The sequence below is a fragment of the Hydrogenophaga sp. BPS33 genome (assembly GCF_009859475.1).
In the GTDB taxonomy this organism is placed as follows: Bacteria; Pseudomonadota; Gammaproteobacteria; order Burkholderiales; family Burkholderiaceae_C; genus Hydrogenophaga.
Genome location: NZ_CP044549.1, coordinates 6,298,649 through 6,319,414 on the forward strand (window position 1 = coordinate 6,298,649; position 20,766 = coordinate 6,319,414).

At 66.7% G+C, this 20,766-nt stretch carries 19 protein-coding genes and 1 riboswitch; of the genes, 6 read left to right on the plus strand and 13 right to left on the minus strand.

What is annotated here, in order from left to right; translation table 11 throughout:
• Positions 1-64: 64 nt before the first annotated feature.
• A complete protein-coding gene (locus tag F9K07_RS29235) occupies positions 65-1,156 on the plus strand; it encodes an aminoglycoside phosphotransferase family protein (RefSeq protein WP_159596727.1) in 1,092 nt (363 codons plus the stop codon).
• 5 nt (positions 1,157-1,161) lie between these two features.
• Complete coding sequence (locus F9K07_RS29240; RefSeq protein WP_159596728.1) at positions 1,162-1,890, plus strand: 16S rRNA (uracil(1498)-N(3))-methyltransferase; 729 nt, start codon at positions 1,162-1,164, stop codon at positions 1,888-1,890.
• A gap of 1 nt (position 1,891) precedes the next feature.
• Here F9K07_RS29240 and F9K07_RS29245 read toward each other — a convergent pair whose 3' ends face one another.
• Together F9K07_RS29245 and F9K07_RS32210 are read right to left on the minus strand one after the other, a co-directional pair.
• A complete protein-coding gene (locus F9K07_RS29245; RefSeq protein WP_159596729.1) occupies positions 1,892-2,587 on the minus strand; it encodes an aspartate/glutamate racemase family protein in 696 nt (231 codons plus the stop codon).
• 66 nt (positions 2,588-2,653) lie between these two features.
• The gene (locus F9K07_RS32210) at positions 2,654-4,213 is read right to left on the minus strand and encodes a methyl-accepting chemotaxis protein (RefSeq protein ID WP_328794003.1); all 1,560 of its coding nucleotides are present in this window, start codon (positions 4,211-4,213) and stop codon (positions 2,654-2,656) included.
• 218 nt (positions 4,214-4,431) lie between these two features.
• On the opposite strand from F9K07_RS32210, the gene F9K07_RS29255 reads away from it, so the two are divergent.
• Together F9K07_RS29255 and F9K07_RS29260 are read left to right on the plus strand one after the other, a co-directional pair.
• Positions 4,432-5,607, plus strand: a complete 1,176-nt coding sequence (locus F9K07_RS29255) for an MFS transporter (protein WP_159596730.1) — start codon at positions 4,432-4,434, stop codon at positions 5,605-5,607.
• A gap of 42 nt (positions 5,608-5,649) precedes the next feature.
• The gene (locus F9K07_RS29260) at positions 5,650-6,162 is read left to right on the plus strand and encodes a YidB family protein (protein WP_159596731.1); all 513 of its coding nucleotides are present in this window, start codon (positions 5,650-5,652) and stop codon (positions 6,160-6,162) included.
• A 142-nt stretch (positions 6,163-6,304) separates the two neighbouring features.
• On the opposite strand, the gene F9K07_RS29265 is transcribed toward F9K07_RS29260, so the two are convergent.
• From F9K07_RS29265 to metX, 7 genes are all read right to left on the minus strand, one after another.
• Positions 6,305-7,147 (minus strand): alpha/beta hydrolase, encoded by an 843-nt coding sequence (locus F9K07_RS29265; protein ID WP_159596732.1) that lies wholly within the window; start codon positions 7,145-7,147, stop codon positions 6,305-6,307.
• 16 nt (positions 7,148-7,163) lie between these two features.
• On the minus strand, positions 7,164-8,660 hold the full coding sequence (locus tag F9K07_RS29270; RefSeq protein WP_159596733.1) for a M20 family metallopeptidase: 1,497 nt from the start codon (positions 8,658-8,660) through the stop codon (positions 7,164-7,166).
• Between the two features lie 144 nt (positions 8,661-8,804).
• Positions 8,805-10,388, minus strand: coding sequence for a methyl-accepting chemotaxis protein (locus F9K07_RS32215; RefSeq protein WP_159596734.1), 1,584 nt, complete (start codon positions 10,386-10,388; stop codon positions 8,805-8,807).
• A 61-nt stretch (positions 10,389-10,449) separates the two neighbouring features.
• Positions 10,450-12,264, minus strand: coding sequence for a methyl-accepting chemotaxis protein (locus F9K07_RS29280; protein WP_159596735.1), 1,815 nt, complete (start codon positions 12,262-12,264; stop codon positions 10,450-10,452).
• Positions 12,265-12,320: 56 nt separating this feature from the next.
• Positions 12,321-12,851, minus strand: a complete 531-nt coding sequence (locus F9K07_RS29285) for a chemotaxis protein CheW (RefSeq protein WP_159596736.1) — start codon at positions 12,849-12,851, stop codon at positions 12,321-12,323.
• Between the two features lie 145 nt (positions 12,852-12,996).
• Complete coding sequence (gene metW, locus F9K07_RS29290) at positions 12,997-13,578, minus strand: methionine biosynthesis protein MetW (RefSeq protein WP_159596737.1); 582 nt, start codon at positions 13,576-13,578, stop codon at positions 12,997-12,999.
• Positions 13,575-14,744 (minus strand): homoserine O-succinyltransferase MetX, encoded by a 1,170-nt coding sequence (gene metX / locus F9K07_RS29295; RefSeq protein WP_159596738.1) that lies wholly within the window; start codon positions 14,742-14,744, stop codon positions 13,575-13,577. Before metX ends, metW begins: the two co-directional genes overlap by 4 nt.
• Positions 14,745-14,795: 51 nt before the next feature.
• A riboswitch (SAM riboswitch) is annotated at positions 14,796-14,871 on the minus strand.
• A 251-nt stretch (positions 14,872-15,122) separates the two neighbouring features.
• Between metX and F9K07_RS29300 the strand changes: the two genes are divergently transcribed.
• Positions 15,123-15,530 carry an RNA recognition motif domain-containing protein gene (locus tag F9K07_RS29300; RefSeq protein ID WP_159596739.1) on the plus strand — a complete coding sequence of 136 codons (408 nt, stop codon included), beginning with the start codon at positions 15,123-15,125 and terminating at the stop codon, positions 15,528-15,530.
• Between the two features lie 94 nt (positions 15,531-15,624).
• On the opposite strand, the gene F9K07_RS29305 is transcribed toward F9K07_RS29300, so the two are convergent.
• From F9K07_RS29305 to F9K07_RS29320, 4 genes are read right to left on the minus strand one after another with little or no spacing between them, the layout of a single operon-like run.
• Positions 15,625-16,437 carry an SDR family oxidoreductase gene (locus F9K07_RS29305; protein WP_159596740.1) on the minus strand — a complete coding sequence of 271 codons (813 nt, stop codon included), beginning with the start codon at positions 16,435-16,437 and terminating at the stop codon, positions 15,625-15,627.
• A 23-nt stretch (positions 16,438-16,460) separates the two neighbouring features.
• Positions 16,461-17,132: an LPS export ABC transporter periplasmic protein LptC gene (gene lptC, locus F9K07_RS29310; protein ID WP_236581751.1), complete on the minus strand. Its 672-nt coding sequence runs from the start codon at positions 17,130-17,132 to the stop codon at positions 16,461-16,463.
• Positions 17,129-17,683 carry a KdsC family phosphatase gene (locus F9K07_RS29315; RefSeq protein WP_442907361.1) on the minus strand — a complete coding sequence of 185 codons (555 nt, stop codon included), beginning with the start codon at positions 17,681-17,683 and terminating at the stop codon, positions 17,129-17,131. Before F9K07_RS29315 ends, lptC begins: the two co-directional genes overlap by 4 nt.
• A gap of 2 nt (positions 17,684-17,685) precedes the next feature.
• The gene (locus F9K07_RS29320) at positions 17,686-18,684 is read right to left on the minus strand and encodes a KpsF/GutQ family sugar-phosphate isomerase (RefSeq protein WP_159596741.1); all 999 of its coding nucleotides are present in this window, start codon (positions 18,682-18,684) and stop codon (positions 17,686-17,688) included.
• A 61-nt stretch (positions 18,685-18,745) separates the two neighbouring features.
• Here F9K07_RS29320 and F9K07_RS29325 point away from each other — a divergent pair, with 61 nt between their 5' ends.
• Positions 18,746-20,728 carry a monovalent cation:proton antiporter family protein gene (locus F9K07_RS29325; RefSeq protein ID WP_159596742.1) on the plus strand — a complete coding sequence of 661 codons (1,983 nt, stop codon included), beginning with the start codon at positions 18,746-18,748 and terminating at the stop codon, positions 20,726-20,728.
• The last annotated feature ends 38 nt before the right edge of the window (positions 20,729-20,766 follow it).

Here is a 20,766-nt window from a genome sequence, read left to right on the forward strand (position 1 = left end):
GGCATTATCCACGGCCCGCCCCTTGGTCGAGCCTCTCGGCCAACGCCTCCATCCGACCACCCGCATGACCCCGTCTCAACCCGCCGTTGCCTGGGCCGACCCCGCTCGCGAAGCCGCCTTCCAGCTCTGGCTTGCGCCGCTGGCCTTGCAACTGGGCCTGCTGCCCGACACCCTGCGTCCCGCCTCCGCCGACGCGAGCTTTCGCCGCTACCTGCGCATCGACGCGCGGGCTGGCGCCAGCCTGATCGTGATGGACGCACCGCCCGCGCACGAGAACTGCCAGCCCTTCGTGCACGTGGCCGAGCTGATGCGTGGCGCCGGGTTGCTGGTGCCCGAGGTGCTCGACTGGAACGCGCCGCAAGGCTTCATGCTGCTGAGCGATCTCGGTCATCAGACCATGCTCGACGGCATCGATGCCGCCCATGCGCAAGCCAACCACGCGCGCTACATGCAGGCGCTGGACGCCTTGCTGGCCTGGCAGCTGGCGTCCAAGCCCGGCGTGCTGCCGCCGTACAACGAGGCGTTGCTGCGCCGTGAACTGCAGCTGTTCCCCGACTGGTACCTGCAGCAGCACAAGGGCCTCACACTGGACAGCGCGCAAGCGCAGACGCTGCAGAAGGCCTTCGACACCATCGTGGCGCACAACCTCGCTGCCCCGCAGGTGTACGTGCACCGCGACTTCATGCCGCGCAACCTCATGTTGCCACTGCAACCCGGCGATACAGCGGCGCAGCAGCTCGGGGTGCTCGACTTCCAGGACGCGGTGCATGGCCCCATCACCTACGACATCGCCAGCCTGATGCGCGACGCCTTCCTGAGTTGGGACGAGGACTTCGTGATCGACGTGACGGTGCGCTACTGGGAGAAGGCGCGCAAGGCCGGTCTGATGGACTTCGAGGACTGGCACAGCGACTTCGGCGCTTTCTACCGCGGCGTGGAATGGATGGGCCTGCAGCGCCACCTGAAAGTGGCCGGCATCTTCGCGCGGCTCACGCTGCGCGACGGCAAACCCAAGTACCTGGCCGACGCGCCGCGCTTCATTGGCTACATCCGCCACGCTGCGCACCGCTACCGCGCGCTCGGGCCCTTCCTGCAGATGCTCGACGGGATCGAAGGCCTGCAGGCCGCGTCGGGCTACGCCTTCGGGCGCGTCTGACCCTTATGCCACGCTTCTTCTGCGCGGCGGCGCTGGTGCAGGGCCAGCCTCTCGCTCTGCCGGCGGCCACCGCGCGCCACGTGCAGGTGCTGCGCCTGCAACCGGGGCAGTGCATCACGCTGTTCGACGGCGAAGGTGGCGAGTGGGATGCCACCATCACCCGCATGGGCCGCAATGACGTGGAGGTGACCGTTGGCGCACACCACGCCACCGAACGCGAGCCGAGGCGCGCCGTGCACCTGGCGATGGGCATGCCGGCCAACGAGCGCATGGACTGGCTGGTGGAGAAGGCCGCCGAGTTGGGCGCGGCCAGCCTGCAACCGCTGCACACCGCGCACAGCGTGCTGCGCTTGAACGGCGAGCGAGCGGCGAAGAAGCAGATGCACTGGCAGTCGGTGGCGGTGGCGGCCTGCGAACAGTGCGGCGGCAACCGCGTGCCCGCCGTGCACCCAGTGGTCGATTTCGCGGCCTGGCTCAAGGCCCTGCCCGCCGGCGATGGTGCACTGCGGTGCTTGCTGTCGCTGGCCGATGGCACGCGCCCCTTGCATCAGGTGCTGGTCGAGACGCCGCTGGAGACCTCCGTGTGCTTCCTCAGTGGACCCGAGGGTGGGTTGAATCCCCAGGAAGATGCGCTCGCTCGCGCAGCCGGTTTTGTGCCGGTGACACTCGGTCCGCGCGTGCTGCGCGCCGAGACGGCAGCGCTGGCAGCCCTGGTGCTGGCGGCAGGCGGCTGAGTCAGCGCCCGACCGCCCGGGCCAGCGCCGCGCGCGCGAGCAGACGCGTGGAATCCAGGGTCGGCAGCGGCGAATTGGCGTCGCTCATGATCAGGGGTATCTCGGTGCAGCCCATCACCACGGCATCGCATCCCGCGTCTTTCAAGTTGGTGAACACGTGCTGGAAGCGCGCCACGCTCTCGGGCTTGAACGTGCCGTTGACCAATTCGTCCATGATGATGTGCCCGATCGCGTCCCGGTCCGCCTCGCTCGGGCGCACCGCCTGCAAGCCTCGCGCGGCGAGCTTCTCCGGATACACCTCGCTGTTCACCAGCCAATGCGTGCCGGTGATGCCCAGGCGCCGGTAACCGCGCTGCGCTGCGGCTTGCGCTACTACCTCGGCAATGTGCAGCCAGGGCCGGGGCGAATGCGGTTCGACAAGGTGGAACGCCTGGTGGATGGTGTTGTCCGGACAGATGAGAAAGTCCGCCCCGATCAAGGCAAGCTTGCGCGCCGAGGTGAGCATGAGGTCGGCGACGGCCTGCATGTCGTTGCGATCGAGTGCGGCCACGTAGTCGGCCAGCGAGAGCGAATGCAGCGAAACCTCGGGATGTGCGTGGGGGCCGAGCAGCGCAGCCCCCTCTGCGCACAGCGTGCGGTAACAAAGGGCCGCACCTTCGGCCGAGCAGGCAACGATGCCAATGTGTTGGGGTGTCATGAACAGGTCTCCGGTAAGGCCTGTCCACTATAGCCAGGCATGCTTCCACGCACGTTTCCCGCGTGTTCAGACGGCCGCCACGCGAAACACCGCCACCGATGCGTCCAGGCGCGTGGCCTGGTCCTTGAGGCTTTCGGCCGCTGCCGCGCTCTCTTCCACCAGCGCCGCGTTCTGCTGCGTCATCTGGTCCAGCTGCGTCACCGCCACGTTCACCTGCCCGATCCCATCGCTTTGCTCGCCCGCGGCCGCCGTGATCTCACCAATGATGTCCGAGACCCGCTGCACCGAGCCCACGATCTCGCTCATCGTCTGCCCCGCATCAGCCACCTGCCTCGATCCGGCCTCCACCTTGTCCACGCTCGCCCCGATCAGCTCCTTGATCTCCTTGGCCGCCTGCGCCGACCGCTGCGCCAGGCTGCGCACCTCGCCGGCCACCACCGCAAAGCCCCGACCCTGATCGCCTGCGCGAGCCGCCTCCACCGCCGCGTTCAGCGCCAGGATGTTGGTCTGGAATGCGATGCCATCGATCACGCCGATGATGTCGCTGATCTTCTTGCTGCTGTGGTTGATCTCTTCCATGGTGCTCACCACCTGGCCCACCACCTGCCCGCCGCGCACCGCGATCTCGGCCGCGCTGGCCGCCAGCTGGTTTGCCTGGCGCGCCGCGTCCGCGCTCTGGCGCACCGTGCTCGTGAGCTGCTCCATGCTCGCCGCCGTCTCCTGCAGGTTGCTCGCCGTCTGCTCCGTGCGTGCGCTCAGGTCCTGATTGCCCGTCGCAATTTCGCTGCTCGCATCGGCCATCGCGCCCACGCCACTGCGGATGTCGCGCACGATCGCGGACAGGGCGTTCTGCATGCGCTCGATGCCCGCGAGCACGCGCGCGGATTCGTCGCTGCCCTGCACCCGCACCCGGTGCGTGAGGTCGCCTGCGGCCACGGTTTCGATGGCGCGCGCGGCGGCATCGAGCGGGCGCGTGATGCGCAGGCTGATGGCATAGCCGAGCGCCATCGCCAGCACGAGCAAGGCGCCAGCCACGCTCAAGGTGAGCCAGGTCGAACGTTGCTGCAACTGCCCCAGCGCGGCCACCATGTTGTCCACGCGCGCGGTCACGGCATTGCTGATGTCGGTGAAGGCCTCGTCGGCGGCACGCACATCGGCCTTGGCGGGCTCCATGGCGCGGTTGGCGCTCCAGGGATCGTGGATCTCGCCACGCGTGACGCCCGTGTGGATGGTCTCGACGGCGTTGCGGTACTTCTGCAAGCCGGCGGCCATGCGGTCGAGCGCGCCTTGTTCAGCGGCTTGCAGGGCAGGCCTGAGCGCGTCCAACCGCGCCTGACCCGATGAAGCCTGCTCGCGCCAGGACTGGAGGTAGCGTGCCAACGCCTCTTCGTCGGCCAGGTTGAGGAACATGTCTTTTTCATAGCGGCGCATGTTGGCCACGTCGGCGCGCACATCCCCCAAGGCGCGCACGGCGGCGACTTCGGTCTGCACCAGCTCCTGTCCCGTGGCCACCGCGTGCCGCAGGCTCAGCAACGCCGAGGCCGCGACCGAAAGAATGCCCAGGGCACACACGGCCAGGAGCAGCGCGAGCTTGGCGCGAACAGAGATGCGGGATAGCCAGTTCATCAAAAAAGCCTTGTCGTCAAAACATCGGACGCCACCATGGCGCCGCTATATCTTTTTCGGAACCGGCGACATCAACTTGAGCCCCTTTCACCACCCAAATGCCAACAACGCGACGGCATCGTTCACCTATCAGCTCTTATTTTTGAAGTTCGGATGACAGTTTCACGGCAAATCTATGACGCAGCACCGTACAGCTTTCGCGATATAAACATCCACTTATGAACAAGAACCTCTGGTTGCTGGCCGCCGCACAAGGCCTGTTTCTCACCAACAACGTGGTGTTCATCGCCATCAATGGCCTGGTGGGTCTGGCGCTGGCGCCGTTCGGCTGGATGGCGACCTTGCCGGTGATGGGCTATGTGGTGGGGGGCGCCTTGTCCACACCGCTGGTGGCGCGCACGCAAAGCGCGCTGGGCCGTAAGGCTTCGTTCCAGATCGGTCTGCTGGTCGCATTGGGCTCGGCCTTGTTGTGCGCCTGGGCGGTGATGGACCGTAACTTCTGGCTGCTCGTGGCCGCCACGGTCATTGCCGGTTACTACAGCGCCAATGGCCAGCTCTACCGTTTCGCCGCCGCCGAGCTGAGCACGCCCGCGTTTCGCGAAAAGGCGGTCTCGCTGGTGCTCGCCGGCGGCCTGGTGGGGGCGGTGCTCGGACCCAACCTGGCGACACGCACCAAAGACTGGCTGGGTGTGCCGTTCGCGGGTGCCTACCTGGCGCTGGCGGTGGTGGCCTTGCTGTCGATGGCGGTCATCGCGGGGATGCGGTTCCCACCCACGCCCGCGCCCGTCGCGGGCGCCAGCCGCGGCCGCCCCCTCTCGGTGATCGTGCGCCAACCGGTGTTCATCGTCGCCACAGCGGGCGCGGCGCTGAGCTTTGGCGTGATGAACCTGTTGATGGCTGCCACACCACTGGCCATGCAGGTCTGCGGCTTCCCTTTCGACGATGCCGCGCTGGTGCTCGAATGGCATGTGATCGGCATGTTCGCACCGGGTTTCTTTACCGGGCACCTGATCGCGCGTTTTGGCGTGCTCAGCATCATGGGCGTGGGCGTCGCGCTCAACATCGTGTGCATCCTGGTGGCGCTCTCGGGCGTGGACTTGCACCAGTTCCTGATCGCACTGTTCCTGCTCGGCGTGGGCTGGAACTTTCTCTTCACCGGTGCGACCACGCTTTCCTTGCAGGCCTACCGGCCCGAAGAGAAAGACCGCGCACAGGCCACCATCAACTTCTGCGTGTTCGCGGTCATGGCGCTGACGTCCTTCGCATCCGGCGCGCTCGTCACCACACAAGGCTGGCAATGGCTCAACATCGGCTCATTGGTACCGGTGGCGCTCACCGGACTGGCGCTGGTCTGGCTTGCCTGGGTCCAGCGGCGGGCACACAATGCCGCCTGACCGAGCGGTCCATCCCGGACCGCCACCACAGGAATCGACACCATGGGACTTCTGGACTCTTTGATCGGCGCGGCCACCCAAGGCTCGCTGGGCTCTTCGCAAGGTGAGCGTGCATCCGCCAGCGGCCTGCCAGGCGGACTGGACCCGCAGATGCTGATCGCGCTGCTGGGCTCGGTGCTCGCCAGCTCGGGCGGCTTGCAGGGCCTGCTGGAAAAGCTGCAATCGGGTGGCCTGGGTGACGCGGTGCAGTCGTGGATCGGCACCGGCGCGAACCAGCCCGTGTCGGGCGAACAACTCGGCGGCGCGCTCGGCCCGGACCTGATGGGCATGATCGCGTCGCAACTCGGTGGCAGCCAGGCACAGGCCTCGGGCACCTTGGCAGACCTGCTGCCGAGCCTGATCGACCAGCTGACGCCCAAGGGGCAACTGCCCGACGACAACGCACTGGGTGGCCTCGGTGGCCTGGGCGCCTTGCTCGGTGGCGGTCAAGGTCAAGGCGGCGGCAATGCCGCGGATCTCATGGGCATGCTGGGCGGCTTGATGGGCAAGCGCTAAAACACGCATCGAGCGAAGTGCCTTCATCCAGGGGCATCAAGGGTCCGGCTCCGCCGGCCCAAGATGCCGTCTCCCCTCCAAGCGCCGAAGGCGCGCCAGAGAGGGGGGAAGCCGCGTCAGCGGCGCAGGGGGGTGTGCGGAGTCACCTCAAGTCCAGCCAGGCCTTGAGCGTGCCGAACACGCGCGACGGATCGGCCTCGTTGAAGATCTCATGGTACAGGCCGTCGAAGGCCTGGCTGTGCACCTGGTTGCGCGGAGCGTCGGCGGCAAAGGCACGGCTGCCCGCCGGCTTCACCAGGTGGTCTGCGCCCGCGTACATCAGCAAGGTGGGCACACGCCAGCGGGGCGCGGCGGCCACCACCCGCGGGCCGTTCTGGTCGATGAAGCGCGCCAGGCGCGCGCTGATGCGGTCGTGCACCAGTGGGTCTTTCTGGTAAGCCCTGACCACCGCCGCGTTGTGCGAGATCTTGCTGGCGTCCAGGCCATTGGAGAAGGTGCGATTGGGCGCGAAGCGGTACAGCAGATCGATCAGCTTTCGCTTCATTTGGCCAATGCCCGCATCCAGCGCGGGCGAGGACAGCACCAGGGCATCCACCGGCGCGATGCCCCGCTGAACGAAGGTCGCGGCGACCAGCCCGCCCATGCTGTGGCCCAGCAAGATCAACGGGCAGGCCCAGGGCTCGGCAATGTGCTTGCGCGTGTCGTCCACCACCTCGGCCAGATCGTCGAGCAACGCATCGTCGTCCGGCAGCACACCGCGCTGCCCGCCGGATTCGCCGTGACCACGCTGGTCGTAGGCGCGCACGCAAAACCCCCATTCGTTGAGGCGGTGCGCGACCGGGTCGTAGCGCCACGCATGCTCTCCCAGACCATGGACGATGAGCACCACCCCGCGCGGTCGCTGGCGCGACGGCAAGGGCCAATCGAACAAGGCCAGATTCAGGCCATCGCGCAGCGTGAAGGGCGCCTGGGTGGTGTCGTGCATGGAGGCCCTAGCCGGTTCAAGGCATGCGGGCCACGACCTGGGCCACGGTGGCGGTCAACCGGCGCGCGTAGTCCAGGTGCAGGAATTCGTTCGGGCCGTGCGCGTTGCTCTTGGGGCCGAGCACGCCGCACACCATCATTTGCGCGGTCGGGAAGCCTTTGCTGAGCATGTTCATCAGCGGAATCGTGCCCCCCTGGCCGATGGTGCCGCAGCCCGCGTTGAAATGTGCCTGCGACGCGTCCTGAAGCGCTTGCTCGAACCAGGGCGCGGTGCTGGGCGCGTTCCAGCCGCTGGCCGCGCCCTCGCCTTCGAAGGTCACCTTGGCCTGGTAAGGCGCGTTGTCTTCCAGCAAGGCCTTGAGCTGCTGCACGGCAATGGGCGCATCCACCAGCGGCGGCAGGCGCAGGCTGAGCTTGAACGCGGTGTAGGGCCGCAGCACGTTGCCCGCGTTGCGCATTTCAGGAAAGCCGTCGGCACCGGTGACCGAGAGCGTGGGGCGCCAGGTGCGGTTGAGCAGGCCCTCCACCGGGTCGGTGGTGGTGGGCAAGGCGAACACGGTGGAACCTGCGCAATCGTGGTGCGCCCACGGAAAGCGTTTGTGGATCTCGTCACCCAGGATGGCCGCGGTGACGCGCGCCTGCTCGATGCGCTCGGCCGGAATCTCGCAATGGAAGCTGGCGGGCAGCAAACGGCCGGTGGCACTGTCTTCCAGGCGGTCCAGCACCTGCCGCATGATGCGAAAGCTCGACGGCACCAGGCCCGAGGCATCGCCGGAGTGGATGCCTTCGGTGAGGATCTCGACCTTGAGCACACCGCTGGCCATGCCGCGCAAGCTGGTGGTGAGCCAGAGCTGGTCGTAGTTGCCGGCGCCGCTGTCCAGGCAGATCACCAGGCCCACGTCGCCCAGCCGCGGGCGCAGCGCGTCGACATAGGGCAACAGGTCGCCTGAGCCACTTTCCTCGCAGGTTTCGATCAGGCCCACGATGCGCGGATGGGCCGCGCCCTGGGCCTTGAGCGCCTGCAATGCCTCGATGCTGGCGTAGACCGCGTAGCCATCGTCAGCGCCGCCGCGGCCAAACAGCTTGCCGTCGTCGATCTTGGGCGTCCAGGGCCCGAGGTCGTTGCGCCAGCCGGTGAACTCGGGCTGCTTGTCGAGATGGCCATACATGAGCACCGTCTGGCCGGAAGCCGGTGCGGGCGTGCCGTCCTTGCCGGCACTGGCCGGCACCTCGAAGAAAAGCACCGGTGTGCGCGGTGCGCCATGGGCATCGTTGAGGCGCACCACTTCGAGCTGCAAGCCCGGCACGTTCTGGGCGCGCACCCAGTCGGCCGCGTTCTGCAACACGCGCTCCAACAGGCCGTGCGCGGCCCAGTCCGCGTCGAACGCGGGCGATTTGGCGGGCACTTCGATGTAGCGCTGCAGCTCGGGCACGATGGTCTGCGACCAGGCAGCATCGACATGGGATTGCACGGCCGATGGGTCGAGCAGGTGGGCGGGCAGGCGGGCGTTCATGGCGGGGATCTCCGGCGTGCGCAGTCGGCAAAAACGCCGACGCCCGGCGGGCAGATGCCCCCGGGGTTTGCGGTTCAGAGAAACAGTATAGGCAGGCGCGCCGCTTTGTGCGCCCCGTGTGCGCCCTGCCCCGGCCTTGAACGTTCAGCTCTCGTGCGACGTAGAAGCCGAGACACCCAGTTGGAAGAACCCCACCGCCGTCGCCAGGCGGGAAGCCTGGTCCTTGAGGCTTTCGGCCGCTGCCGCGCTCTGCTCCACCAGCGCCGCGTTCTGCTGCGTCATCTGGTCCAGCTGCGTCACCGCCACGTTCACCTGCCCGATGCCGTCGCTTTGCTCACCGGCGGCAGTGGTGATGTCGCTGATGAAGGCCGAGACCTTCTCCGCGTTGGCCACGATCTCGCCAATGGTTTGACCGGCCTGCGTCACCAGGCGCGAACCGTCTTCCACCTTGCCCACGCTGGTGTCGATCAGGCTCTTGATTTCCTTGGCCGCCTGCGCCGAGCGCTGCGCCAGGTTGCGCACCTCGGCCGCCACCACCGCAAAGCCCCGACCCTGCTCGCCTGCGCGAGCCGCCTCCACCGCCGCGTTCAGCGCCAGGATGTTGGTCTGGAATGCGATGCCATCGATCACGCCGATGATGTCGCTGATCTTCTTGCTGCTGTGGTTGATCTCTTCCATGGTGCTCACCACCTGGCCCACCACCTGCCCGCCGCGCACCGCCACCTCGGCGTTGGCCACGGCCATTTGCGTGGCCTGGCGCGCCGCGTCCGCGCTCTGGCGCACCGTGCTCGTCAGCTGCTCCATGCTCGCCGCCGTCTCCTGCAGGTTGCTCGCCGTCTGCTCCGTGCGCGCGCTCAGGTCCTGGTTGCCGCTGGCGATTTCCTGGCTGGCGGTGCCAATGCTGTCGGTGGAGTTGCGCACTTCACCCACGATGCGGGCCAACGAGGCCTGCATGTGCCCCAGGGCGCGCATGAGCTGCGCCGTTTCGTCCTGCCCTGCGACGTCCACCGGCTTCGTGAGATCGCCGCGCGCGATGGCACTGGCCAGGTGTTGCGCATCGTCGAGCGGGCCGCAAATGCTGCGCATGTTGGACAAGGTGGTGGGCACCACCACCAGCGCGGCGATCGCCACGGCCAAGCCGAACAGCATCAACGCCTGGCGGCTGGTGCTTTGTCCCGCCTGTCGCGCACTCGCGGCGTCGGCCATCAGCGCCTCTTCCACACGTTGCAGGTTCTGCAGCAAGGCCTCAAAGCTGGTGTGCGCGCGGTTGAGCATGCGGTTGGCCACGGTGGCCGAGTCGTAGCCGCTGTTTTCGAGCTGACGCGTCACCGGTTCGACCGCGCTCACATATTGCTCGAGCTGGGCCTTCATGTCGCGCACGAGGGCGTCGTCCTGCTCCTCCTGGCCACCGAGCAGCGTGTCCATCTGGCGCTGCGCCTCGTCGCGCGCGGCCAGCCACTGCGCCTTGGCCTTCAACACCTGTTCTGGCTTCTCGTAGGCAATGACCATGTCTTTCTCGAAGCTGCCCATGTTGCGCAGCGCCACCTGCAGGCGCGAAAGGGTGAGCGTCTCTTCGAACGATGTGGCGACAAAGGTCTCGTTGACCGCATGCAAGCGCCCAATACCCCACCATCCCGCGCCACCCACCAGGGTCAGCAGCAACAGTACGATGGCAATGGCACCCATCATGCGGGTTCGGATCGAAAACTGGCGCATCAAATTCTGCATGTCGGTCTCGCTCTTCTTTCTTGTGTTGGAGTTGAGGTGTCAGGAGTCGGCCTTGAGCGACTCAAAAACTTTCCCAGTCGCCTTCGCTGCTGCTGGCAGCGGTGGTCACGATCGGGGCGGGTTTGGTGGCGGACAGGGTCACGCTCGCCGTTGCAGGTTTTGGCGTCCGTGACACGGGCGCGCTCGGTGCAGGTACGACCGGCGCGGGCAATGCCGCCGCGCGCGCTCGCTCGACCGGGAGCTGGCGCGGCGCGGCCTTGGCTGGCATGGGCTCGGGCGCAACGCGGCGTTGCAGCGTGGGCGGGGCCTGGACCGGGGTGGCCGTGCTGCGGCTGTCCAGGCGGAACACCTGCACCACTTGCACCAGGCTCGCGGCCTGATCCTTCAGGCTCTCGGCAGCCGCTGTGCTCTCCTCCACCAGCGCCGCGTTCTGCTGCGTCATCTGGTCCAGCCGCGTCACCGCCACGTTGACCTGGCCGATGCCGTCGCTCTGCTCGCCCGATGCGGCCGTGATCTCGCCAATGATGTCGGAGACACGCTGCACCGAGCCCACGATCTCGCTCATCGTCTGACCCGCATCGGCCACCAGGCGCGAACCCGTTTCCACCTTGTCCACGCTCGCACCGATCAGGCCCTTGATCTCCTTGGCCGCTTGCGCCGAACGCTGCGCCAGGTTGCGCACCTCGCCCGCCACCACCGCGAAGCCCCGGCCTTGTTCGCCCGCCCGCGCGGCTTCCACTGCCGCGTTCAGCGCGAGGATGTTGGTCTGGAACGCGATGCCGTCGATCACACCGATGATGTCGTTGATCTTCTTGCTGCTGTGGTTGATCTCGTTCATGGTGGTGACGACCTGGCCGACCACCTGGCCACCGCGCACGGCGATCTCCGCCGCGCTCGCGGCCAACTGGTTGGCCTGGCGCGCCGCGTCCGCGCTCTGGCGCACGGTGCTGGTGAGTTGCTCCATGCTCGCCGCCGTCTCCTGCAAGTTGCTCGCCGCTTGCTCCGTGCGCGCGCTCAGGTCCTGGTTGCCCGAGGCAATTTCCACCGACGCGGTGTTGATGCTGTCGGTGGCGCTGCGCACCTGGCTCACGGTCTGGATCAACGACGTCTTCATGGCGTTGAGGGCATTGAGCAAGGCGCCCAGCTCATCCTGGCGCTTGGTCTTCACTTCACGCGTCAGATCGCCACTGGCCACCGCCGTGGCCATGGCCACGGCCTCGTGTAACGGCGCCGTCACCGACACCGTGATGCGCCAGGCCACCAGCGTGGCCACCGCCACGGCGCCGGCGGCCAGCAGCAGAAGCCACATCACACTCTGGCGAATGGTGGCGGCCGACTGCGCCACGGCGTCCTCGACCAGGCCGTCCTGGAAAGCCTGCAACTCACCCTGGGTACCGCTATAGCGGTCGGCAGCAGGCATGACAGTGGTGTTCAACTGCCGGATCGCCGCGTCAAGGTCACCCGCCTTGAGCGTGTCGAAGAAGGTTTTGCGCACGGCCATGTAGTCGCCACGCGCATCGGAAATCCTGGCCAGCAAGGCTTTGCCCTCGCTGCTCGTGATCTCCGTTTCCAGCGTCTTCTGCAGCTCACTGATGCGCGCCGACGTCTGCGCCACCAGGGGCTTGAAATGGGCGTCGACTTCGGGATCGGCGCGCGACTTGGCCACCGCCAGCGCGCGGTTGATGTTCAGCCGCGTGCCCGCGGCCCACTCGGTGATCGCCGCCGCGTGGCGCTCCAGCACGACCACGCGCTCGGTGGCCACCTGTGCGGTGCGCAGTGCGTTCCACGCCAGGGCAGTCAGTAGGAGCAGCAACACCAGCACGCTGGCAAAGCCGAGGCCCAGCCGCTGGCTCATCTTGAGTCGATGGAAGGACATGTGTGGAAGCTCCAGGTCGGGTGCGGTGGGCGGCAGGCGCTGTGGTCCGGCTTGTTTTACTGCAGGGCTTGGCTGGTGCTGTCGGTCAGGCCCATGTCGCGGCCGGACATGAAGGCTTCGATGTCCATCAGGATCAGCATGCGTTCACCCACGCTGGCGATGCCCGTGATGAAGGCCGTCTCCATGTTGCTGCTCATCTCTGGCGCGGGCTTGATGACGTCGCCCGCGAGCTCAAGCACGTCCGAGACCGAGTCGACCACCGCACCGACCACGCGGCCGTGCACGTTGAGCACGATCACCACCGTGAAGCCGTTGTACTCCACCTTCTCGCAACCGAGCTTGATGCGCAGATCCACCACCGGCACGATCACGCCGCGCAGGTTGACCACGCCTTTGATGAAGGAGGGCGCGTTGGCGATGCGGGTCGGTTCTTCGTAGGACCGGATTTCCTGTACGCGCAGGATGTCGATGCCGTATTCCTCGCCGCCCAGGCGGAAAGTCAGGAATTCGGCGCCCGCTTGCTGGGCGGTGGCGACACGGTTGCTCTCGCCGCGGGCAAGGTGGGTGGCTTCGTTGCGCATGTCCATGGATCGGTCCTCGGTATGACGGGTAAGTCCATGGCATATCGGCACCGGGGCCGGCGGCTGAAGCGGAAAAAGCGCCGGAAATGCCCTCCATTCATCGCCAAGGCAGGCGCTGAAGACGGGAAAGCGTCGGTGGATGAGTGCCCGCTCAGCTCGAAAAACGGAACACGGCCGTGCTGGCCATCAGGTTCGGCAGTACCCGCACCTCGCGACCCTCGTGCAGGCCAAAGCTGTCTTCGATGGTCAAGCCATTGCGCCGCGCCAGCACCTCGAAGTCGGCATGCGTGCCGACGCGGATGTTGGGCGTGTCGTACCACTGGTACGGCAAGCGCTTGGTCACCGGCATGCGCCCCTGCAGCACATGCAGGCGGTTCGGCCAATGCGCGAAATTGGGGAAGGCGACCACGCCGAGGCGGCCCACACGCGCCGTCTCGCGCAGCATCGTCTCGGCATTGCGCAGATGTTGCAGGGTGTCGATCTGCAGCACCACGTCGAACGCGTCGTCCTCGAACATGGTCAGGCCCTCTTCGAGGTTGAGCTGCAACACGTTCACGCCCCGCCGCATGCAGGCCAACACCTTGGTATCGTCGATCTCCACGCCGTAGCCCGTGCATCCTCTCGCGCTTTGCAGGTGCGCCAGCAAGGCGCCGTCGCCACAGCCCAGGTCGAGCACGCGCGAGCCCTGCGGCACCAGGCGGGCAATGGACTCCATCAAAGGCTTCTCGCTCATTGGACTACCTCGGAGATGGTCTGATCGAAATAGGCGCGTACCGCGTTGAGGTAACGCGCATCGTCGAGCAGGAACGCGTCATGCCCGTGCGGTGCATCGATCTCGGCGTAGCTCACGTCACGCCGGTTGTCGAGCAAGGCCCTGACCATCTCACGGCTGCGCGCGGGCGAAAAGCGCCAATCGGTCGTGAAGCTCACGAGGAAGAACTTTGCCCTGGCTCGCGCCAGCGCGGCGGTGAGGTTGCCGTCGAACTCGCGCGCCGGGTCGAAATAGTCGAGCGCGCGCGTGATCAACAGGTAGGTGTTGGCGTCGAAGTACTCGCTGAACTTGTCGCCCTGGTAGCGCAGATAGCTCTCGATCTGGAACTCCACATCCTGTGTGGTGTAACGGTAGGCCAGTTCGGTGACGGCGGACGGGTCGCCGGCGTCGACCGAGCGCAGGCTGCGCCCGAACTTCTCGTTCATCACGTCGTCGCTGAGATACGTGATGTGGCCGATCATGCGGGCAATGCGCAGGCCGCGCCGCGGCAGCGTGCCTTCTCGCAGGTAATGGCCGCCGTGGAAATCGGGATCGGTGACGATGGCGCGGCGCGCCACTTCGTTGAAGGCGATGTTTTCGGCCGTGAGGTTGGGCGCGCTGGCCACCACCACGGCATGGCGCACGCGCTCGGGGTACTGCAAGGTCCAGCTCAGGGTCTGCATGCCGCCCAGGCTGCCGCCCATGACGGCGGCCAGCGTTTCGATGCCCATGCGGTCCAGCAGGCGCGCCTGGGCATCGACCCAGTCTTCCACCGTGACCACCGGGAAGTCCGCCCCCCAGGGTTTACCCGTAGCAGGGTGGGTGTGCGTGGGGCCGGTGGAGCCGAAGCACGAGCCCAGGTTGTTCACGCCGATGACGAAAAAGCGGTCGGTGTCCACCGGTTTGCCGGGACCGATCATGTTGTTCCACCAGCCTTCGCTGCGCGCGGCCGGCTGTCCGCTCTCATCCGCGTGCCAACCCGCGACGTGGTGCGAGGCGTTGAGCGCATGGCAGATCAGCACGGCATTGGACCGCTCGGCGTTGAGCGTGCCGTAGGTTTCCACCACCAGTTCGTACGCCGGGAGCACGGCGCCGCTGCGCAGGGGCAGGGGATCGGTGAAACGGAAGGTTTGAGGCGTGACGATCAATCTCTGTCCTGAAGGCGGTGGCCGCCCAAAAAAAACCCGGTACCGCCAAGAGCGAGACCGGGAATCTCCCCTTTAGCGGCATTTTTAAAGCGCCCGCAATCTGGATCAAATCGGCGCGGCAGCAGTATAAGTTGAAGTTCCCTGGCTTGAGATTCCGCAGTAACCCCAGTTCGTGTTGCGGGCGCGCATCGGCGCCCGCGCGGCTTTGCATATCCTGAGAAATAGTTAGTAGATGCAGGCCAATCAGCGCATAATCGCCCGGCGAGCGTGATACACGCTCGTTTTTTACAAGTGATCGGTTGGTTTCGCGCGCTACAGGTTTTGTGTGCTACGGGGCTCCATCGCTAATTTTTTTCAGTGTTATTAGGAGTCCCATCCATGGGCAACAAACTGTACGTGGGCAACCTGCCCTACACCGTGCGCGACGAAGACCTGCAACAAGCTTTCGGCGCCTATGGCTCTGTCAACAGCGCCAAGGTGATGATGGAACGCGAAACCGGCCGCTCCAAGGGCTTTGGCTTCGTGGAAATGGGCAGCGATGCCGAAGCGCAATCCGCGATCGAAGGCATGAACGGTCAATCGCTGGGCGGTCGCAGTCTGGTGGTCAACGAAGCCCGCCCCATGGAAGCGCGCCCTCCGCGCACCGGCGGCTTCGGTGGCGGCCGTAGCGGCGGCGGCGGTTTTGGTGGCGGCGGCGGCGGCGGTGGCGAAGGTGGTTTCCGCAGCCCCTACGGCGGCGGTGGCCGTCGTGACGGCGGTGGCGGCGGTGGCCGCGGCGGTTACTGATCTCCCCCCATTGTCGGCTTGACAGCTGACAACCCAAGAAGCCCTGCGGCGATGCCACAGGGCTTTTTTCATGTCCGCGAGGTTCTGCGGGCCCTCAGCGACCTTCCCCCTGCCGGTGCTTGCGCGGCCGGCCGGTGAGCACACGGTCGAACAGCGCGTTGGGCAGCAGACGCAGGAGTTTGGCCACCACACCCATTTGCCAGGGAATCACGCGGTAGCTGGCACCTGCCTGGATGGCGTTGAAGGCGCGATCGGCAAAGGTGTCGGCGCTCAATAGAAAAGGCATGCTGTAGCGGTTCTCGCGCGTGAGCGGGGTGTCGACGTAGCCGGGCAACACGGTGACCACGGCCACGCCGCTGCCCCGCAGCTCACCGCGAAGGCTCTCGCAGTAGGCCACCACCGCCGCCTTGCTGGCGCAATAGGCACCGTGCCCCGGCAACCCCCGGATCGCAGCCACGCTGCCAATGCCCACGAGCACGCCCGTGCCGCGCGCGCGCATTGCATCCACGAAGGGATGGAAGGTGGCGGCCAAGCCGACGTTGTTGGTGGCAAAGGTGCGTGCCATCACGTCGATGTCGGCGCGTTCGGCGGTGTCCATGCCCACGCTGATGCCGGCGTTGGCGATCACCACGTCGGGCACACCCTGGGCACGCAGGCAGGCTTGGCCAGCGTCGACGATGCTCTGGGTGTCGGCCACGTCGGCGCCATAGACCCGGCATAGCGCATCACCGTAGCCCTGGGCCTTCGCCCAGGCTTGCATGTCGTCGGTGCGCCGGGCCACCAGCGCCAGCCGATACCCTGCCCGCGCGAAACGCCCGGCCAGCGCCTGGCCAATGCCACTGGAGGCTCCGGTGATGAACACCAAGGGCCCATGGGGGTTCGGCGGTGGGGTCTGCGTGGCATCCATGGGATTGAAGGGTTGGGGTGGCGTCAGCGGGGCGAGAGCTGCACTTTCACACGGCCCTTGAACCGCGCCACCTGGTCTTCGCCGGTGTAGTCCAGGCTGTCGGCCACCAGGCGGTCGCTGCCCCGCAGCAGCACGACCGGCTGATCGGAGACGATGCGGTCGGGTTCCAGAAAGATGTGCAGGAATTCGCCCTGGAATTCCAGGCGGGGTTGGGTTTTCCCATCCAAGCCGGTGCCGGCCTCGCGCACGACCACGGCGTTGCCCCGGAGCACGAACTCGGTGTTGTCGGCATTGGTAGTGACCAGACGCGCGCTGGCCAGCATGGGCAGCCCCTGTTCTCCGATGTGGCGGATGCGCGCGTTGTCGATCTCGACCATGTCATTGGCCGGATAGTGGCGCGCCTCCACGCCCGACAGCTGGCTCTTGAGCTCCCCCTTGGCGTCGAACGATTTGACCGAGAACCGACGCATGAAGTAGTCGGGCTCGCTGCTCACCGGCCGAGGCTGCGCGGCGACTTCGGGCGCCGGTGTGGCGCGCAGAAGCCAATAGGACGCGAGCGCCAGCAGGCCCATCAGGATCACGGGCAGGTAGATCGACAGGCTGTCCATGAGCTTGCGCTTGCGCCGGGGAGGTCGTGGCTCGGCCGCAGCCTGGTCGACACTGTCAAAGAAATCCAGAGGGTCCGAGGTGCTCACCGCGCGGCCGCCTCCAGCTCAGAGGCGTAGCGGCCGTGGGCGACCAGCAGCAGGTCGCACAGTTCGCGCACAGCGCCAGCGCCCGGCAGGCGCTGTGTGACGTGGTGCGCCACAGCCAGCACCTCGGCATGCGCGGTGGGGGGCGCCACTGCGAGCGAGGCGCGGCGCAGCAGGGGCAGATCCGGCCAGTCGTCTCCCATGGCTGCAGCGGCGCTCCAGCCCTGGCCCAGTTCGGCCAGGATGGCATCGGCCGCAGGCGCCTTGTCTTCGGTGCCCAGGCGCAGGTGAACCACGCCCAGTGCTGCGAGGCGGGTACGCAGGGCGAGCGAATCGCGCCCGCTCACCACGGCGGGCGTGATGCCCGCGCGTTGCAGCAACTTGATGCCGTAGCCATCCAGTGTGTGGAAGCGTTTGAGGTTTTCGCCCGTGTCGCCGCAGTAGAGGCCGCCGTCGGTGAGCACGCCATCGACGTCGAAGAACACCACGCGCACAGGCTGGGCGCGCAGCAGCAATTCGGGAGGGAAGTTCAGGACAGGGCGCAAAGGGATCACGGTCAGATCACCTTCGCGCGCATGAGATCGTTGCTGTTGAGCGCGCCTTGCAGGCGGCCCGCATGGTCGACCACCAGCACGCTGGTGATCCGGCGGGCTTCCATGAGATCGGCCGCCTCCACCGCGAGCGCGTCTTCGCGCACGGTCAACGGGTTGGCATGCATGACGTCGCGCGCCACCATGGAGCGCAAATCGGTGCCGCTGCCGGTTTTCTCGATCAGGCGGCGCAGATCGCCGTCGGTGAAGATGCCGAGCACCTGCTGCTCGGCGTCGACGATGGCGCTCATGCCCAGGCCCTTGGCGCTGATCTCACGCATGAGATCCATCAGACCGGCGTCCGGGCCGATCCGGGGCACGGCGTCCGCGCTGCGCATGACGTCACTGACGTGGGTCAGCAACTTGCGCCCCAGTGCCCCGCCCGGGTGAGAGCGCGCGAAGTCGTCGGCCTTGAATCCGCGCGCATCGAGCAAGGCCACGGCCAATGCGTCGCCCAGCGCGAGTTGCGCCGTGGTGCTGGCGGTGGGGGCGAGGTTGTGCGGGCAGGCTTCCTTGTCCACCGAGGCATCGAGCACCACATTGGCGTGGCGGCCGAGGGTGGAATCCGGTCGACCGGTGATCGCCAGCAGCGGCACGCCCATGCGTTTGATCAGCGGCAGGATGGCCGTGAGCTCTTCGCTTTCACCGCTGTTGCTGATGCCCAGCACCAGGTCGGTGCCGGTGATCATGCCCAGATCGCCGTGGCTGGCCTCTGCCGGATGGACGAACATGGCCGGCGTGCCGGTGGAGGCGAGGGTGGCGGCGATCTTGCGGCCGATGTGGCCGCTCTTGCCCATGCCCATGACCACGACCCGGCCCGTGATGCCGAGCACCAGTTCCATGCCGCGGGTGAAGGCGCCGTCCAGGCGCTGCGCCACGGCGGCAACCGCCTGCGCCTCGATGCTCAAGGTCTCCTGTGCCATGGCCATGGCACGGTCGGGCTCGAAGGTGGAAGGCAAGGTCATGCGTGCAATTATCGCTGCGGGCATGCCACCATGCGGGCAGCCAACCAGTACCATCCGCCTCATGAATGCCCTTGACATCGCCCTGCTGTACTTGCTGGCCGCGGTCATGGGGGTGGTGATCTGCCGCACGCTGCGGCTGCCGCCGATGCTGGGCTACCTGGTGGTAGGGGTGCTGATCGGCCCGAATGCGCTGGCGCTGGCGCAAAACTCCGGCGGCATTCAGTACCTGGCCGAGTTTGGCGTCGTCTTTCTGATGTTCGTGATCGGGCTCGAGTTCAGTCTGCCCAAGCTGCGCGCGATGAGGCGGCACGTGTTCGGATTGGGTCTGTCGCAGGTGGTGCTGACGGTGTCGCTCACCACCGCGGGGTCTCTGCTGCTCAGCATCACCCTGCCGGCCTGGTGGGATGTGCCCTGGCAAACGGCGCTGGCGCTGGGTGGGGTGATGGCCATGAGCAGCACCGCCATCGTCATGAAGATGGTCGCCGAGCGGCTGGAGCTGGAGTCCGAACATGGCAAACGCGTGCTGGGTATCCTGCTGTTCCAGGATCTGGCCGTGGTGCCGCTGCTCGTGATCATTCCCGCGCTCTCCGCCGAACCGGAGATGTTGCTGCGCGCGCTCGCCTGGGCCACGCTCAAGGCCGTTTTGCTGCTGGGCGTGCTGCTCACCGGAGGACAGAAGCTCATGCGCTGGTGGCTCACCTTGGTGGCGCGGCGCAAAAGCGACGAGCTGTTCATGCTCAACCTGTTGCTCATCACGCTGGGCCTGGCATGGCTGACGGAACACGCAGGGCTCTCGCTGGCCCTGGGTGCGTTCGTGGCCGGCATGCTGATCTCCGAAACCGAATTCAAGCACCAGGTGGAGACCGACATCCGGCCTTTCCACGACGTGTTGCTGGGCCTGTTCTTCATCACCATCGGCATGCTGCTGGACTGGCGTCTGGTGCTTGACCGCTGGCCCATGGTGCTGTTGCTGCTGACGGTATCGACCGCCTTCAAGCTCGCGCTGATCACCGGCATTACGCGCAGCTTCGGCGCCCCCATGGGCGTGGCCATGAGAACCGGTTTGTACCTGGGGCAAGCCGGCGAGTTCGGCCTTGTGCTGCTCACGCTGGCGGGCAAGAACAACCTCGTGCCGCCGCAGCTGTTCAACCCCATCCTGGCCAGCATGGTGATTTCCATGCTGCTCACCCCCGTGGCCATTCTGTACGCCAACAGCATCGTCGTCCGGCTCGTGGGCAGCGACTGGCTGATGCAATCGGTGCAGATGACCAGCATCGCGCGCAAGGCCATCAACGCCGACAAGCATGTGATCATCTGCGGCTATGGCCGCTGCGGCCAGAATCTGGCGCGTTTGCTGGAGGCACAGGCCATCCCCTACATGGCGCTGGACCTCGACCCCGACCGGGTCCGCCAGGCCGCGGCAGCGGGCCATTCGGTGGTGTTTGGCGATGCCGCGCGCCTGCAAGCACTGATGGCCGCCGGCCTGAGCCGCGCCAGCGCTTTGGTGGTGACCTATCTGAACACGGCCAGTGCGCTCAAGGTGCTGCACCATGTCCATGCGCAGGCCGCACACGTGCCTGTGGTGGTGCGCACGGTAGACGACGCCGACCTTGAAAAGTTGCGCACCGCGGGCGCCACCGAAGTGGTGCCCGAGGCCATCGAGGCCAGCCTGATGCTGGCGAGCCACGCCTTGGCGCTGGTGGGTGTGCCCATGCGGCGTGTGATCCGCGTGGTGCAGGACCAGCGCGACGCGCGCTACAACCTGCTGCGCGGCTACTTCCACGGCGCCGACGACGATGGCGCTGACGAGATCGACCACGAACGGCTGACCTCCATCACCGTGCCCCCTGGTAGCCGCCATGTTGGAAAGAGCCTGGGCAGCCTGGCCCTGCACGCCCTCGATGTGAAGGTGGTGAGCCTGCGCCGCGCCAGCGGCCGGTCGGCCCTTGCGGAGGACATCACGGTGCTCGAAGGCGGCGATACCGTGGTGATCAGCGGCAAGGCGCCTGCCTTGGCCTTGGCCGAGGAGAAGCTGCTGGGCTGAGCGGATGAGGTGACGGCACCCCTGTGTGTGACGCCGAT